Origin of the sequence: Chitinophaga sp. ARDCPP14 (genome assembly GCF_051362515.1) — a bacterium.
GTDB lineage: Bacteria > Bacteroidota > Bacteroidia > Chitinophagales > Chitinophagaceae > Chitinophaga.
This window is the reverse complement of record NZ_JBKIXB010000005.1, coordinates 230,316-247,148: the sequence shown is the minus strand read 5'-3', so window position 1 is coordinate 247,148 and position 16,833 is coordinate 230,316. Positions and strand designations below refer to the sequence as shown.

At 48.8% G+C, this 16,833-nt stretch carries 10 protein-coding genes; 9 read left to right on the top strand and 1 reads right to left on the bottom strand.

Features of this window, described 5'->3' with window-relative positions; all coding sequences use genetic code 11:
* Positions 1–177: 177 nt before the first annotated feature.
* From ACLHR0_RS16050 to ACLHR0_RS16030, 5 genes are all read left to right on the top strand, one after another.
* On the top strand, positions 178–3,408 hold the full coding sequence (locus ACLHR0_RS16050) for a SusC/RagA family TonB-linked outer membrane protein (protein WP_436487873.1): 3,231 nt from the start codon (positions 178–180) through the stop codon (positions 3,406–3,408).
* 13 nt (positions 3,409–3,421) lie between these two features.
* The gene (locus ACLHR0_RS16045; RefSeq protein ID WP_436487871.1) at positions 3,422–4,834 is read left to right on the top strand and encodes a RagB/SusD family nutrient uptake outer membrane protein; all 1,413 of its coding nucleotides are present in this window, start codon (positions 3,422–3,424) and stop codon (positions 4,832–4,834) included.
* 92 nt (positions 4,835–4,926) lie between these two features.
* Positions 4,927–5,859 carry an ABC transporter ATP-binding protein gene (locus ACLHR0_RS16040; RefSeq protein ID WP_370911982.1) on the top strand — a complete coding sequence of 311 codons (933 nt, stop codon included), beginning with the start codon at positions 4,927–4,929 and terminating at the stop codon, positions 5,857–5,859.
* 9 nt (positions 5,860–5,868) lie between these two features.
* The gene (locus tag ACLHR0_RS16035; protein ID WP_436487870.1) at positions 5,869–8,157 is read left to right on the top strand and encodes a Gldg family protein; all 2,289 of its coding nucleotides are present in this window, start codon (positions 5,869–5,871) and stop codon (positions 8,155–8,157) included.
* Between the two features lie 219 nt (positions 8,158–8,376).
* Complete coding sequence (locus tag ACLHR0_RS16030) at positions 8,377–10,245, top strand: tetratricopeptide repeat protein (protein ID WP_436487868.1); 1,869 nt, start codon at positions 8,377–8,379, stop codon at positions 10,243–10,245.
* A gap of 30 nt (positions 10,246–10,275) precedes the next feature.
* On the opposite strand, the gene ACLHR0_RS16025 is transcribed toward ACLHR0_RS16030, so the two are convergent.
* A complete protein-coding gene (locus ACLHR0_RS16025; RefSeq protein WP_429049189.1) occupies positions 10,276–11,121 on the bottom strand; it encodes a class I SAM-dependent methyltransferase in 846 nt (281 codons plus the stop codon).
* Between the two features lie 341 nt (positions 11,122–11,462).
* Here ACLHR0_RS16025 and ACLHR0_RS16020 point away from each other — a divergent pair, with 341 nt between their 5' ends.
* From ACLHR0_RS16020 to ACLHR0_RS16005, 4 genes are all read left to right on the top strand, one after another.
* Positions 11,463–13,811 carry a TonB-dependent siderophore receptor gene (locus ACLHR0_RS16020; protein ID WP_436487866.1) on the top strand — a complete coding sequence of 783 codons (2,349 nt, stop codon included), beginning with the start codon at positions 11,463–11,465 and terminating at the stop codon, positions 13,809–13,811.
* Positions 13,812–14,011: 200 nt separating this feature from the next.
* Positions 14,012–14,791 carry a pseudouridylate synthase gene (locus ACLHR0_RS16015; RefSeq protein ID WP_436487864.1) on the top strand — a complete coding sequence of 260 codons (780 nt, stop codon included), beginning with the start codon at positions 14,012–14,014 and terminating at the stop codon, positions 14,789–14,791.
* Positions 14,792–14,817: 26 nt separating this feature from the next.
* Positions 14,818–15,666 carry an isocitrate lyase/PEP mutase family protein gene (locus ACLHR0_RS16010; RefSeq protein ID WP_436487862.1) on the top strand — a complete coding sequence of 283 codons (849 nt, stop codon included), beginning with the start codon at positions 14,818–14,820 and terminating at the stop codon, positions 15,664–15,666.
* A 55-nt stretch (positions 15,667–15,721) separates the two neighbouring features.
* The gene (locus ACLHR0_RS16005; RefSeq protein WP_436487861.1) at positions 15,722–16,807 is read left to right on the top strand and encodes an NADH:flavin oxidoreductase; all 1,086 of its coding nucleotides are present in this window, start codon (positions 15,722–15,724) and stop codon (positions 16,805–16,807) included.
* Positions 16,808–16,833: the final 26 nt, after the last annotated feature.

Here is a 16,833-nt window from a genome sequence, read left to right as displayed (position 1 = left end):
AAACCACATTGCTACCAATGTGAGAAGGGGACTGCTCATGCCCATAGCGAGGCAATTCCGCCCCTTTTGTACAGGTGCTCAACCAAAATCGGATGCTCCACTGCAAGGCTTTTCCAAACAGTTCAGGGCCCGGCGAATAAAACAATAGGTAACGCAATGAAGTTAACTTTTGTACTCATGACTGTTGTCATCCTGAATGTTGCGGCAAAAGGTTATGGTCAGCTGGTTACATTGTCCGGTAAAAATATACCGGTAGAAAAGGCGCTAAACGCGGTGAGAAAACAAACCAGCTTTATAGCGGCCTACTCCAGGGAAGTACTGGCCGCGGCAAAGCCGGTTACCATAGATGTGCGTAATATGCCGCTGGAAGAATTTATGCAGCTGCTGGTAAAGGACCAGCCATTGAAATTTAAGATACAGAACAACACCATATTCATTACAGAAAACCCGCTTCCTGTTCCCGTAACCGCAGCAGCACCCGTAAATGTAGCAACGGAAATATCCGGTACGCTGGTACATGCACATACCAACCAGCCGCTGGAAGGCGCAACGGTGCATATTGTAGGGCAAAGGATCATTGTAACGGCGGATGTTAACGGAAGGTTTTCCATTAAAGCGGAAATAGGGGATGTGCTGATGATTACCTTCGTTGGATTTACTACCAAAGAAGTAAAGATCACCAGTACCAACATGGGCATCATCGTGCTGGAACCATTTACCAGCAGGCTTTCAGAGGTGGTGATCAATAAAGGCTACTACACAGAATCACAGCGCTTATCTACCGGCAGCGTAACAAGGGTAACGTCTAAAATAATAGAGCAACAGCCCGTCACCAACGTATTGCAGGCTTTACAGGGCCGTATGCCCGGCGTATCCATTGTACAGAATAATGGTTACCCCGGCGCATCGATCGATGTACAGGTAAGGGGCGTAAACTCCCTGCTGCGTACTTCGCAGCCATTGTACATTGTAGACGGCGTACCGTTTTTATCGGATGCCATCAATGCACAAACGGGTAATGTGCTCAATGGCGCCAACGGGCCTACCAGTCCGTTGAACAGTATTAACCCGGCAGATCTGGAAAGTGTGGAAGTGCTGAAGGATGGTGATGCCACCGCTATTTACGGTTCGCGGGGCGCTAACGGGGTGATATTGATCACCACAAAAAAAGGACGTGCAGGTAAAACCAGGATCGACATGAATCTCAATACCGGGATGTCGCAGGTAGCGCATTTCGTACCTACTTTAAATACAGAGGAGTTTCTGGCGCTTCGTAAACAGGGGTTTAAAAATTCCAATATTACGCCCACCACCGCCAATGCACAGGATTTGCTGGTATGGGACCAGCATGCTTATACAAATTTCCAGAAGTTGCTGATCGGGAACACCGCGAATTTCACAGATGCCAGCGTGAGTATATCCGGTGGCGACGACAGAACGAACTTTCTGCTGGGAGGTACCTACCACAAGGAAACCACGGTGTATTACCTGGATAAATCTTACAAACGTGGTGCCGCTAACCTGAGCATTAACCACAGCAGTTTGGATAGAAAATTTAAACTTGGATTTTCAGCGATGTATGTGGCAGATAATAATACATTGGCGATAGAAGATCTTACGAGCCGTGCGTACCAGTTAGCGCCTAACTTTCCTTTATACAAGCCTGATGGCAGCCTGTACTGGTCCACCGATTTCTTTTCGCAAAATCCCCTCGGTGTGATGATGCGGACCAACCGTAATAAATCGTCTAACCTGAACAGCGCCCTGAATCTGAGTTATACGCCGGTGAAGGGCCTGGAGTTTAAAACGCTGCTTGGTTTTGGCCGTTCAGATATGGACCAGGTACAGCTTACGCCGCAGTCGTCGCAGGATCAGACAAATGCCACCAACGCTGCCCGTGCTGCTTTTGTATATAGTTATACCAATAACTACATTATAGAGCCGCAGGTAAGTTATACTAAAACATCAGGCGCCCACCATTTTTCCGGCCTAATAGGTGGCTCCTGGCAATACCGTATGTCACGCCAGCCTTATTATACCATTGCATCGGATTTTACTTCGGATGATTTTATCGAGAACCTGGCGTCTGCTGCGAGTATCTTTACCCGCTCCAGTTCTACCGATTATAAGTTTGCATCGGTTTTTGCGCGGCTTAATTATGTGTACAACGACCGCTACGTGATCAACGGTATCTTCCGCCGCGATGGCTCGTCCCGTTTCGGACCCAGCAGCCGCTTTGGTAATTTTGGTTCACTGGGCGCCGCCTGGTTGTTTACAGAAGAATCATTCTTCAAAAATCGCCTGAAATGGTTAAGCAGTGGTAAACTGCGCGGCAGTTATGGTATCACCGGCAGCGATAATATCGGCAACTATGCCTATCTCGATTCCTACAGTACCACCGGTTATGTATTTAACGGCGTTACGGGCCTGGTGCCCTCACGGATCGCCAACAGCGACTACCGCTGGGAGCAAACGGACAAACTGGAAGGGGCGCTGGAACTGGGCTTCCTGGACGACAAACTGCAGTTAACAGCCGCTTACTATAATAATATTACCAGCAACCAGCTTATCAGCTATACTATCAGTACACAGGCCGGCTTCAGCAACTACCAGGCAAATCTGCCGGCAGATGTGCAGAACAAAGGATGGGAGATCTCGCTGAATACCGTGAATATCCGGAACAAATATTTCAGCTGGACATCTAACTTTAATTTCTCCGCCAACAAAAATAAACTGAAAGCATTCCCCAATCTTCAGAAAACTTCCTACTACACCAGTTACGTAGTGGGCAACCCGGTAAGCAGTGTATACCTGTATAAATACGCCGGGTATGATCCTGCTACTGATCTTCCCATTGTAGCAGATTTAAATAATGATAAAGCCATCACCTTTGGGCTGCAGGCAATTGGCAGGGGAGACCGGTATTACGTAGGTACCAGCTATCCCGACTTTTTCGGTGGCCTCACCAATACGCTCAGTTATAAAAACTTTACACTGGATTTCACTTTTCAGTTTGTAAAACAGAAAGGCCGCAGTCTCGGATCTTCTATGACGTATCCGCCGGGATTTAGTTATAATCTTTCCAGGGATGTACTGGATGATTACCTGGCCGATGGAGGCCCCGGTCAACGCCATGTGCTGGCGGCCTATAGCCCTGTTGCCAATAACTATTTTGGCTCCGATGCTACCTGGGTAGACGCATCTTTTGTAAGGTTGAAGAACCTTTCCTTTTCCTACGATTTTTCACCGTCACTGCTGAAACGTGCGCGGATTAATCAGGCCAGGTTGTTTATGCAGGCGCAGAACCTCTTTACAATCACATCCTACAAAGGCTTCGATCCGGAATCAAGAGGTACTTCGCTGCCTCCTTTGCGCACGCTGTCTGCTGGTTTTAAACTTTCGCTTTAAAAAGATTGATGACATGTTAAGGAAAATATATTCTATAAAAATAATCGCAGGTTTGGTAGCAACGTTGGCAATGGCTGGCTGTGAAAAGCTGATAGACATTCCTGCCCCGGTAACGGAGATTTCTTCTGCACGTGTTTTTACGTCTGATAAGCTGGCACTGTCGGCTTTATCCGGCGCATTCAGCAGTGCCTTCGGTTCACAAACGTTGGCTATTAACCTTACGTCCATGACGTCACTGGCATCCGACGATATGATCTATCTCGCCAACACCAATTATGACGAGCTTACCAGCAACACCTATGTACCTGCTTCCAGCACATCGGCGGTGAGTACGCTCAATGGGATCTGGATAGATCTGTACGCGGGTATTTACCGTTTTAACAGCCTCATAGAAGGAGCGGCGGCGAGTGCCGCTTTATCCGATTCGGTTAAACAACGGGTGGTGGCGGAATCGAAATTCATGCGGGCTTACTGCTACTTTTATCTTGTAAATCTCTATGGCGAAGTACCGTTGGTACTGCAAACAGATGTAAGCAAAACTGCGCTGCTGCCTAAAACCAATGTGGCGGCTATCAATACGCAGCTCATCACTGACCTGCTGGACGCCCGTGATCATTTGCCGCTTGATTACAGCGGAGCAGCAGGCTTCCGCACCAGTGTAACCCGCTGGGCCGCAAGCGCTTTGCTGGCAAGGGTTTACCTGTATAATAAACAGTGGGCACTGGCAGAACAGGAAGCATCCAAAGTAATAGACAACGCCGGTTCGCTTTATGCGATGACACCCGCCGCTACTTTGGAGAATACCTTTCTAAAAGCTTCTGCCGAAGCCATTTTCCAGTTCGGACCTTATCTCAGCATCACCAGTGGTTATACTTACGAAGGCTACACTTTCGTTGCCAATACTTCTCAATATTCACTCACAGACGACCTGGCAGGTATTTTCGATGCGGCAGATGCGCGCAGAACAAAATGGATAAAAGATACCACCTTCAGCGGCGTCTTAAATCACCAGTCCTATAAATACCGCCTGACGTCGATCGCTGCCGCAACAGCGGCCGGCAAACAGGAGGCGCCCACCGCATTACGGCTGGCAGAGCAATACCTGATCCGTGCAGAAGCCCGGCTTAATCAGCAGAACCTGTCTGATGCAAGGACCGATCTGAACGTGGTACGTGTACGCGCTAATACTGCTGCCAGCATTTCCACCGCAGAAAACGTAGTCCGGCTTGAAATCGAAGACGAAAACCGGCGCGAGTTTTTTAATGAATTCGGCCACCGCTGGATGGACTTACGCCGTACCGGCCGGATCAATGCGGTGCTGGGCGCCAAAAAGAGTACCTGGCAGGCGCGCGCCGCTTATTTCCCGTTGCCGCAATCTGCCGTGGATGCCAATCCTAACCTGGTGCAAAATCCGGATTATAACTAACATCCGATACTGATCACTCCAAAGTATGTGCCTGTGGGCGGTTCCGGCCGCCCCTGTCCATACTTTGCCTTTACCATGCTAAGCAATCATTTATGAATACAAGTATTGTTAAAATCGAGCATTTATCGCACAGGTACAGTACCGCCTGGGCAATAAAAGACATTAACCTGGACATCAGGCATAAAGGAATAACGGGTTTGCTCGGCTCTAACGGCGCGGGGAAATCCACCACCATGAACATCCTTTGCGGTGTGCTCAATCAAACAGAAGGATCGGTGCTCATTGATAATATCAATCTGCGTGAACACCCGATAGCCGCCAAGAAGCTGATCGGTTTCCTGCCGCAGAATGCGCCGCTCTACCTGGATCTCACCGTAGATGAATACCTCACACATTGCGCGCATATGCGGCTGATCCCGAAAGACCGTATCAAAGCGGCTATGACAGAGGCAAAGGAACGGTGCGGGATTGCGCACTTCAGCAAACGACTGATCAAAAACCTTTCCGGCGGGTATAAACAACGGGTAGGCATTGCACAGGCCATCATTCATAAACCGAAACTGGTAGTGCTGGATGAACCCACTAATGGCCTGGACCCTAACCAGATTGCGGAAGTGCGCCTGCTCATCAAAGAAATCGGGGAGGAACGCTCGGTTATTTTTTCGTCGCACATTTTATCGGAGGTGCAGGCTACCTGCGATACCATCAAAATGATTGAGCAGGGCAGGGTGGTTTTTACCGGTACCGTAAACGACTTCAATAATTATATCGCTCCCAACTCCATGCTGCTGTACTTCAGCAATGCACCGGAGCTGTCTGTACTCAAAGCGATACCTGGTATTACCGGCGCATTGCCAACAGACAACGGCTGGTGGCGTTTGCATTTTGATACAGCGCCTGAAATCGCGGAAACAGTAGTGGAACTCAGCGCCCGCAACGGATGGAAGCTGCGGGAAATCCAGCTGGAAAGAAGTTCGCTGGAAGAAATCTTTGCAAAATTATCAAACAAGGTTAAATCATTATAATCAGTACTTATGAAACTTACATTAAGGATTGCAAAACTGGAACTAAGCAATCTGTTTTATTCCCCCGTTGCATGGGTTGTGCTGGTCATTTTTATGGTGCAGTCGGGGTGGGAGTTCACCAGCATGGTAGAACGTTTCGAAAGGGTACAGCAGTTGGGAATGAACCGCAGTGGGTTGACCCACACCTTTTTTGCAGGGTTTTCAGGTTTGTTTACAAAGATGCAGGAAAACCTGTACCTGTACATCCCGCTTTTAACGATGGGCCTTATCAGCCGGGAAACGGGCAGCGGCTCTATCAAACTGGTATATTCATCGCCCGTAAAATTAAGTGCAGTCGTATGGGGTAAGTACCTCGCCATGGTATTTTATTGTGTATTGCTGATGTGCTGTTTCGTGATCTTAGGTATTGTTGCTTCCTATATCGTGAAAGACGCGGACGGGTCATTTATTACTTCCGGTATCATTGGGCTGTTCCTGCTCATCTGCGCTTATTCGGCTATTGGACTGTTTATGTCGTCGCTGACTACCTACCAGGTGGTGGCGGCTATTAGTACGCTCGCGCTTTTAGGTGGATTGAACTATATAGGTAAGTTATGGCAGGACATGGATTTTATCCGCGACCTGACCTACTTCCTGTCCATCTCCGGCAGGGCAGAAAACTTTGTAGAAGGGTTAATTACCAGCAGGGATGTTTTCTATTTTATTATCGTGATACTTTTATTTGTGGGGTTAACGATATTAAAACTCCGCGCCGGTAAGGAATCGAAACCGCTGCTGGTGAAAGTGGCGCGCTATACCGCCCTGGTAGTATGCGCCTTGCTGGCCGGCTATGTTACCAGCCGCCCGGGTGTAGTGGCGTATAAGGACATGACCGCCAACAATGGCCGCACGTTAACAAAAGGCAGCCAGGATGTACTGAAACAGATGAAAGGCCCGCTGACGATCACGGCATATGTGAACCTGCTGGATGCCAACTACTTTTCTTTGGCGCCCATTTTCCGTAATTCGGACCTGGAAAGATTTGATAAGTACTTCCGTTTCAGACCGGATATCCGCATGAAATATATTTACTACTACGATAGCACCAGCAATCCTGACCTTTACAGCAGGAATAAAGGACTGAACACCGAACAGTTGGCCCAACGCGTAGCTTCGTCGTATAAACTGGATATCAACGATTTCCTTACGCCGGCGCAAATCCATAAAAAAATCGATCTGTCGGGAGAGGGGAACAGGACCCTGCGCCTGCTGGAATACAACGGTAAAACCACCTTCCTTAGAATTTATGAAGACCTGATGCGTCAGCCCGATGAAAAAGAAATTACCGCCGCTATAAAAAGGCTGGTAACAGAGCCGGCTAAAGTAGCTTTTGTAACAGGGCATAATGAAAGAAGCATTAAGCGCATGGCAGATAATGATTACAAACTATCTACCGTTGAAAAAACTTTCCGCTACGCCTTGCTCAACCAGGGCTTTTCCGTACAGGAAATTTACCTGGGGAAAGATAGTATCCCGTCAGATATAGCGGTGCTGGTAATTGCAGATCCGGGGATGCCTTATTCACCGGAGCAGCTGCAACAGGTAACAACGTTTATAAATGGCGGTGGTAACCTGCTGATTGCCGGGGAGCCTTCCAGGCGGGAATACCTCAATCCGCTGCTGTCAACACTGGGCATGAGCATTGAACCCGGCACTATATTGCAGAAAACAGAAGATCTGTCACCGCGGTTTGTTCAATGCGCGCTCTCTGCACCGGGATTGAAACTGTTAGGTAATTCACCTGCCTTCCAACAGGATGATATCGTTATTAGCTTTTCGGGTGCAGGCAGTATTGCCGGCAATGCCAACAATGATTATCACATCACGCCGCTGATTGTAAGCAACACCGCCAATACATTCAAACGCACGGCGCCTATCGACGACAGCCTGCGTACTGCGGTATTCACGCCTGAACTGAACGATGAGCGGGGCGCTTTCCCGATGACAGTCGCTTTAACAAGAGAACATAATGGCCGTCAGCAACGGATCATTGTTTCGGCAGATGCTGACTTTATGAGTAATGCCGAACTGCTGAGAAATAATATCCGCACCGCCAATTTTCTGTTTACCACGGAGTTGTTCCGTTGGTTCACTTATGGATTGTTCCCGGTGGATACTTCCCGCCCGCCGTTAACAGATAGCGACCTGCGGATCAGCGCTACCGGTGTCAACTATCTCAAAATGGGTCTGGTAGGATTCCTCCCGGCGCTGATTGTAGCAGGAGTAGTGATAATGATGATAAGAAGGAAAAGAAGATAACCGTTTTTTTAAGAGGGGGCCATCAGGTCCCCTTTATTTTTACTTAATAATCAGTTAGTGCTTTCCGGGTACTTAAATATACCTGGTTAACGATAGCCTCTTGGGAGTACTTTGGCGTTTAAGATTATGCATTATATTTGCGGGCAAAATGTTGTGCATTTTTGTTAATCATCGAACAACATTTCTTGTTACCCACGTAAGTTACTTAAGCCAATGTATATGATCCGTTATTTCGTGAAACGAATACCAGCCGTCGTCCTTGTTATCAGTGGAATGCTGTCCACCGCTTCCGGTCAGAATAGCTCAACAGCAGATAATGCGTTAACCCTGCTTATGGAAGGAAACTTTGCAAAAGCAAAAACTCTTGCCGGGGAAGCCATCAGCTCAGGCAAGAACAGTGGCCTGGCCTATGCCGTTCGCGGGCGGGCAAAGATTGCTACAAATGAGGTGACCTCCGCACAGCAGGATATTAATGAAGCCATCAAACTTAGCCCGGATAACGGCGTCTATTACACTTTCCAGGCAATCGGTTATCAGCTTCAGAAGAATGACGGCCTGTCGGCAAAAACATTTGAAAAGGCGCTGGGGTTACTGGCTTCACCAAAATCTGCTATTGAATACTATGCCCGCGCAATTGTTTATGAAAACACAAAGAATGAGGAAGCCGCGCTGGCAGATTATAGTAAGTCCATTGAGCTGAACCCGCGTTTTGCCCTTTCCTATGTAAAGCGGGGCTGGATTTATTCCGACAGGAAACAGGCAGATGCTGCCATCGCAGAGTTTACAAAAGCCATTACGGTGAACCCCACTTATACCAGCTGTTATTTTGCCCGCGGCAATGCCTATTACGGGCAGCAGCAGTACGATCAGGCAATAGCCGACTTCACAAAAGTAATTGAACTGGACCCTAAAGATGATAATGCCTATTTCAACCGGGGGGTGATGTATAAGAAGAAAGGAAAGTACGAAGAAGCGCTGGCCGACTACGCCAAAGTAATTGAGCTTTCCCCTAAAGATGCCTCCCTGTACGGGAATCGGGGGAATATTTATTTTATCCTGGAAAAAGGAGACCTGGCATTCAGCGACTACAACAAAGCAATTGAGCTGGACCCAAAGAATGCGCTTTACTACGTGAACCGCGGTAATACCTACGTTCGCTGGGAACAGTGGGATTCCGCACTGAACGACTATAACAAGGCCATTTCACTGGATCCGAAATATGCCGATGCGTACCTGGAACGGGGTAATATTTACCTGAATAATAAAAAACAAAGTGACCTGGCCCTGGCCGATTTCAATAAGGTAGTTGAAATTAACCCTGGCTATTCCAATGGGTATCTGAATATTGGCGTTGTTCACCACGACAAACAAGCATATAGCCTGGCAATAGCCAGTTATACAAAAGCCATAGAAGCCGACCCGGCAAATATCCTCGCTTACCTCAACCGCGCGGATGCTTACGATGCCATCGGCAGCAAGAAGCAGGCGGACCTCGACCGGAAGAAGTATGCCGACCTGGGTGGAAAGATCACTGCGTCTGCCGGGAAAACGCGGAGCGAAATATTCCCACAGGGAACATTTGATGCTAAGTTGGCGGAAGCCGCACTAGGCCGGGGCTTATCAAGGATTGTAGGGAAAGCCTGCACCAAAAAAGACGGGCTGATATTCCCTGCCGCCGGGGTGATCGTAAAACTGTTCCCGGTTACGCCGTACCTGGAAGAATGGCATAAGTTGCGCGATCAGAAAGAGAGCAGGAAAACAGGCGTTTATATGTCGAAAGAAGCAAACAAATACTCTATCGAAGCAGTGGCCAACTCCGATGGTAAATTTGCTTTCGAAGGACTTAAACCCGGTAAATACTTCGTACAACTGATCCACAGTTTCAATCAACGGAAAACCGCGCGGGTATATACAGGTTCTTATACCTCGCAGAACGGCCCGGTGCGAGAAACCACCAACTACTACTATGATGAGGATTATATAGTGGGTCGTTCACAACGACTCGAAAAGTTTATTGAAATTAAAGAGGACGGCGAAACAAAAAAGTTTACACTGGCCAATGGCTTGATTAAAACCTGCGAGTTTTAATAATTTTTTCATCAATATAAAACAACATCATTATTTCTCTCCATAAATCACCAGCGCACTGGATTCGATCATCACCTCTCCGGAGGGATATTTCTGATCTACGGCAGCAAATACTTCTCTCTTTATTTTTTCTTTCATGGCCTCATCACATTTGCTGAGCGCTGCCACAATGGGAGCGCCTATTTCGGTCATCATACTCCAATACACCTCTGTTGTTTTACAGTTCAGTTTTCCGGTAATTTCTTTTTGGGAGATGTTTTTTAGTCCCGCGTGTGCAAACAAGCCAGCGATCAGCTGATCTTTTGCGCAGCGGAACATTCCCGGTGCGTCCGGAGGTGGCGGCGGCAGTTCCATATTCCGGTTGATGGTGCCCATAATTGCGGTAATCCAGAAGTTTTTCTCCGGAACATTCCATACTGCAGTGGCTAATCTGCCGCCTGGTTTAAGTACCCGTACCATTTCATTCGCCGCCAGCTGCATGTCGGGGAAGAACATAAATCCAAACCGGCAGCTGATAGCATCAAAGGTGTTGTCGGCAAATGGAAGTTCACAAACATCGCAGGCAATTGTTTCCACGTTTTTGATACCTCTTTTGGCGGCATTTTCCCGGGCTATTTCCAGCATGTGTTCAGCAAGATCGGTGATCACTACCTTACCGTTCTTCAATTTTGAGGCAATGGTGAGCCCTGGCTCACCGGTTCCTGCGGCTATGTCCAGCACTGTATCATCGTCTTTAAGTTGGAGCGCACGGATGATTTCATCGCCCATTGGCTGCAGGAAGTCCATGGTAAGTTCATCCCATTTTTTCCAGCCGGGAGAGAACTTATTCCAGGCGTCCTTTTGCTGATCACGGATTTGTTCAAGTACTTGTTCCATAATGTGGGGTTTAATTAAAAGATTACAATCATTCGTCTTAACTCCTTGTGCCATTGATAGTGAAAGTGCCTGATGCCTGGCGTTTGCCGGCAATCAGTGTTTTGGGGTGCTGTGGCCTGGCGGTTGATTTGTTTACCAAAAGTAAGCTCTTTTGACGGGAAAGCCCCGGACGTTTTTTTTCTGATTTGAGCATTTGCAATTTCCGGTTTCCTTCAAGGAATACAGGTACAGTATTGCTTTTTCAGGCATCTGTTGCCTCAAACCTGTTCCGCCGTAAAATTCCGGATTAGATAAACTCCGTGGCGCCACATGTATTCTCTTTGCAATACTAAATTTTAAATATGAAGCAACATTGCCAACCTTATATCTTTTTTTGCATCTCTACCTTTCTTTTATTCCTGTTACCGTTGTTCCTGCAGGCAGAAAATGGCGTTACCGGTATAAAGGGGCATGTGCTGTCGGCCGACGGTAAACCCGCGCCCGGCGTAACGGTGGGGTTAAAGTCCACCCGGTATTATACCGTTACCAACGAAAAAGGACATTTTGAAATAAAGGCGCCTGCTGGCAGTTATACATTAACTGTTTCTTTTATCGGCGCTAAAAGCCTGGAACAGCCGGTAGTAATCACCGATGCAGCGGTTACCGGTATTCCCGCTATAAAGCTGGAAGAAACAGCTTCCTCGCTGGGGGAAGTGGTAGTGGTGGGAAACCAGTACCGCGTAGCAGATAAGGAAAGTGAGTATGTAGCTAAAATGCAGCTGCGCAACCTGGAAAACCCGCAGGTATATTCAGTGGCATCCAGGGCTTTATTGCAGGAGCAGGCCATCGTGGACTATGTATCTGCACTGAGGGCTATTCCCGGCGTTAGCGGTGCGTTAATAAGACCCGGATATAACAGCTGGGTATACCTCCGTGGATTTGTTGCCAGCGATAACTTCAGGGATGGCATGTATGTGGACCAGGGAGTGAACGCTGATCCGGTGAACACAGAAAGAATAGAAGTGATCAAGGGCCCTTCCGGCACGCTGTTTGGCGCCAACGGTGTTTCTTATGGCGGGTTGATCAACCGCGTTACCAAAAAACCTTTCGACAGAAGAGCCGGTGAGATCGATGCCAATCTAGGCAGCTATGGCTACAGCCGCCTAACCGTGGATGTGAACACGCCGCTGAATGAAGATAAAACAGCACTCTTCCGCGTTAATGCCGCCGGCAGCTGGGACAACGGTTTCCAGGATTATGGGTTTAAAAAATCCTATACGATTGCACCGTCGTTTTCCTATAAGCTGGATGACCGCACAGATGTTCTCTTTAGTACAGAATTTCTCAACATGAAAGCCAATTCACCGGTGCGGGTAAGCGGTATCGATGTGCCGGGTGTTACAAACATCAACCAGTTACAACGCGATTACTTTAAATCCTATGGCTCTAATAAGCTGAGTGGCGTATTTAATATCCGGAGCTTTTATACAAAGATCACCCACCGCTTTTCGGATGACTGGAAGCTGGATGTGAATGTAAACTACTCCGACTACAACTACGAAATCGGTAATGTTTTCCTGAATTTTAAGAAAGATAGTCTCTGGCGCTATTACGGCGCTTTTTCCAATGCCACCAAATCACTGGCTATACAACCTAACCTGACGGGCGATTTTAAAATTGGTAAGCTGCGTAACCGCCTGCTGGTAGGCCTGGATTACCTGCACCGCGACACCCGTTATTCGCCCCTGGGAAATACCGTACTGGTAGACGGACTGGATTACACAAAATCCTTTGTGCCGCCGATAAATGCCGCCAAAGTGCTGGCAGATGGCGAAGCGGCAGCAGTAACCACCCTCAGCAAGCCGGTGAGTTATGCCGCCTATGTAACGGATGTTATTTCCCTGACCGACAGGTTAAATGTATTGCTCAGCTTACGGATCAACTACTTCGATAACAAAAAAGGAACAGAAGTACTGGAAACCGGCGAAGTATCGGGCGATTACGACCAAACGTCGCTGTCACCGAAGTTTGGCGCCACCTACGAGGTGATAAAAGACAAAGTTTCCCTGTTTGCCAACTACCAGACCGGGTTTAATAATGTGTATGGACAGGACATTTTTGGGATCAGTTTCAAACCGGAAAATGCACGGCAGGCAGAAGGCGGTGTGAAAATGGAGCTGTTGAACGGACGGCTCAGCAGTACCGTTAATTATTATAATATACTCGTGGAGAATGTGGTGCGCCAGGACCCTGGTAACCCGGCGGCGAGTATCCAGGATGGTACCAAGAAAAGCCGTGGAGTGGAAGCCGAAGTTACCGGCACCATATTGCCTGGTTTAAACGTAGTGGCAGGATATGCTTACAATGATATTCTTTTCCTGAAAACCAATAAAGGGTATGAGGGCAAGCGGCCGGCCGGCCCGCCGGCGCATGCAGCCAACCTGTGGGTGAGCTATAGCTTTGTAAAAGGGCGCTTAAACGGCCTCGGTGCAGGCTTTGGCGGCAACTACAGCAGCAGTGCTTTCTGGAATGATCTTAACACCATTACGGTACCGGGATACACCATTTTAAACGCCGTGGTGTTTTATAATACAAAACGTTACCGTTTTTCTGTGAAGGCAGATAACCTGTCGGATCAGCGCTACTGGGATGCCAGTGGTAACCCGCAGATGCCACGGCGGCTGATGCTTGGCATTGCCTTTAAATTTTAAAGAATCCATGTAGCCTGGCAGCCTGTATTTTAGTACCTTTGCGGCGATTAAAAGTTTTTTCAGGTCTGAGCAGGTGACGCTGGTCCGGGAGGCGATCCCGGAAAGCTGCATTTAAGACATATATTATCCCGTAAGGGTCATAGATAAAAAAGCTTCAGATTATACTGAAGCTTTTTTTATTAAATTTTACAACGTTGGTAATGGATAGTGTGAGTTATGAGCCATCGGCATTCAGCCCTTTCGACGAATCAACAACCGTTAGTGAATTAGCAGCAGGGCTTACTTTTTCATTGAACGATGCGCCGCACCCGCTTTGCCTGCTGGCAGCGGAGCGTTTGCAGGCGCATTTGGAGCAGCAGGAGTGGGAGCATAACTTTGGTTTGCCGGGTAATGCGGCAGGTACCGTTATTGGAAAGATGTTCGGCGTGTTGATCGTTAGAACCAGGGATAATGAGCTGGGTTACCTGGCGGCATTCTCGGGTAAACTGGCAGGTGGCAACCACCACGCGAAATTTGTGCCACCCGTTTTCGATGGGCTTGAACCGGGCGGGTTTGTGAATACCGGCATGTTAGAACTCACCGCTATCAACAAAGAAATCAGCCTCCTGGAATCGTTTACCGACGACGAAAGCGCAGCGCAGGTCCGTCTGCTCAAAATATTAAGGAAAAACCATTCTACCGCACTGCAGCACAAAATTTTTGAACAGTATCATTTTCTGAATAAAGCAGGGACATCTAAAAGTTTAACAGAGATTTTTGCGCATACGCCTTCCGGGAAACCACCAGCGGGCGCCGGCGAATGCGCCGCCCCGAAGTTGCTGCAATATGCTTTTCAGCATGGGATGGAGCCATTGGCACTGGCCGAATTCTGGTGGGGACAATCGCCCAAATCCGACTACTGGCAACATGGTCATTTTTATGCTCCCTGCCGCGAGAAATGCGCAGCAATATTGGCGCATATGTTGGGAGAGCAGGAGTGATTATATTTACCGGGTAAATATCCGATATGAAACCATCAGCAGAAAACTCATTACGCGCCCGGGCCGAAGCATTTCAGGCACTCCACCGGCGCGCCGGTATTTTTATCGCTCCCAACCCCTGGGACGCAGGTTCCGCAAGGATACTGGAAACGCTTGGATTTAAAGCACTGGCTACTACGAGCGCCGGCCTCGCCTTTTCCTTGGGTAAACCCGATGGCCACGCGGCTGTTACCCGCGAAGAAACGCTGCAAAACGTCCGGGACATTATCAGCGCCACTGCTTTGCCGGTAGCTGCCGATCTGGAAAATGGATTTGGCGACGATCCTGCGGTATGTGCCGAAACAATATTGCTTGCCGCAGAAGCCGGGCTGGCCGGAGGTTCTATAGAAGATGCCACCGGTAAACCGGAAGATCCGATATATCCTTTTGATGTTGCTGTGGCGCGCGTGAAAGCCGCTGTAGCGGCAGCGCGGAGCTTACCTCATCCTTTTATGCTTACGGCGCGGGCGGAGAATCTCATTTATGGCCGCCCCGATCTAAAAGATACTATCAGGCGGCTGGAAGCTTTCGCAGACGCCGGCGCCGATGTGCTGTTTGCACCGGGACTGAAAACGCCGGAGGAAATAGCCGCTGTGGTTAAAGCGGTAGCACCCCGTCCAATAAACGTGGTGATGGGACTTTCCGGTGGTAACTTTTCATTGCGGCAGCTGGAAGACCTGGGCGTAAAACGTGTAAGCATTGGCTCCTCGCTCATAAGGGCAGCATATGGCGCCGTTTTCCGGGCGGCAGAGGAAATACTTCACCAGGGCACCTTCAGCTATGCAGCGGAGGCAAAGCCTTATGGAGAGATCAATAAATTGTTCGGCGAATATTAACATGCGTTGTCCCCCTTTGGCGATGTCGGTCGTCATAGGCTATAAACAACGCAATATGAATACCAGCAGCTTATTCAGGCCATTTGCCCTGAAATCATTGCATACAAAGAACCGCTTTGTAATGTCCCCTATGACCCGGTCCTGTTCTCCGGGCGGGGTTCCTGCCGGCGACGTAGCAAATTATTATACACGACGTGCCGAAGGAGAAGTGGGTCTGATCATTTCTGAAGGAACGGTGATCGACCGGCCTTCATCCGCGAATGAAGCAAGTGTCCCTAAATTTTATGGTGAGGAGTCGCTGGCCGGCTGGCAGCAGGTGATCAACAGTGTGCTGGCTGCCGGCGGCCAGATGGCGCCACAGCTCTGGCACTGCGGCATCCAGGAGAACCATGTTTCCGGATGGCTGCCGCCGGCGCCGTTTGAAGGTCCTTCCGGGATAGGCAACGGTGTAGCCATGACCGACGCCGCTATTGCGGATACCATCCTGGCCTTTGGCCGCGCCGCTGCCGATGCAAAACGCATGGGATTTAACAGCGTGGAAGTACAGGGCGCCCATGGTTATTTAATCGACCAGTTTTTCCGCGATAACACCAATACGCGGACGGATTTTTTCGGGGGTAAAACACTGGCAGAACGCAGCCGGTTTGCCGTTGCCATCACCAAAGAAATACGGCGGCAGGTAGGAGAAGATTTTGCCATCATGATGCGATTGTCGCAATGGAAACTCACCGACCTGCATAGTAAACTTGCCACTACGCCGGCGGAAATGGAAGCCTGGTTAACGCCGCTGGCAGATGCAGGCATCGATATCTTCCACTGTTCCACGCGCCGCTTCTGGGAACCTGAGTTTGCAGGATCAGGATTAAACTTCGCCGGCTGGGCAAAAAAACTGACCGGGAAAGCCACTATCACAGTGGGTTCCGTAGGTTTGGATAAAGATATTATTTCACTGCACAAAGGTGAGGACTCCGCGCCGGCATCTCTTGAAAACCTGGTGCGCAGGATGGATGATAACGAATTTGACCTGGTGGCAGTAGGCCGGTCTATTCTTACAGATCCTTACTGGGTGCGAAAGGTGAAAGAAAACCGGTTGGATGAATTGCAGGGATTCAACAGGGAAGCGCTGTACAGCCTCGTGTAACCCGGTATCAGCAAGGCGTTAACAAT

What these genes read in the sequence shown, in the direction of transcription:
- ACLHR0_RS16050 (WP_436487873.1), top strand. Translation starts at nt 178, where the DNA reads ATGACTGTTGTCATCCTGAATGTTGCGGCAAAAGGTTATGGTCAGCTG.
- ACLHR0_RS16030 (WP_436487868.1), top strand. Translation starts at nt 8,377, where the DNA reads ATGATCCGTTATTTCGTGAAACGAATACCAGCCGTCGTCCTTGTTATC.
- ACLHR0_RS16045 (WP_436487871.1), top strand. Translation starts at nt 3,422, where the DNA reads ATGTTAAGGAAAATATATTCTATAAAAATAATCGCAGGTTTGGTAGCA.
- ACLHR0_RS16035 (WP_436487870.1), top strand. Translation starts at nt 5,869, where the DNA reads ATGAAACTTACATTAAGGATTGCAAAACTGGAACTAAGCAATCTGTTT.
- ACLHR0_RS16040 (WP_370911982.1), top strand. Translation starts at nt 4,927, where the DNA reads ATGAATACAAGTATTGTTAAAATCGAGCATTTATCGCACAGGTACAGT.
- ACLHR0_RS16005 (WP_436487861.1), top strand. Translation starts at nt 15,722, where the DNA reads ATGAATACCAGCAGCTTATTCAGGCCATTTGCCCTGAAATCATTGCAT.
- ACLHR0_RS16020 (WP_436487866.1), top strand. Translation starts at nt 11,463, where the DNA reads ATGAAGCAACATTGCCAACCTTATATCTTTTTTTGCATCTCTACCTTT.
- ACLHR0_RS16015 (WP_436487864.1), top strand. Translation starts at nt 14,012, where the DNA reads ATGGATAGTGTGAGTTATGAGCCATCGGCATTCAGCCCTTTCGACGAA.
- ACLHR0_RS16025 (WP_429049189.1), bottom strand. Translation starts at nt 11,121, where the DNA reads ATGGAACAAGTACTTGAACAAATCCGTGATCAGCAAAAGGACGCCTGG.
- ACLHR0_RS16010 (WP_436487862.1), top strand. Translation starts at nt 14,818, where the DNA reads ATGAAACCATCAGCAGAAAACTCATTACGCGCCCGGGCCGAAGCATTT.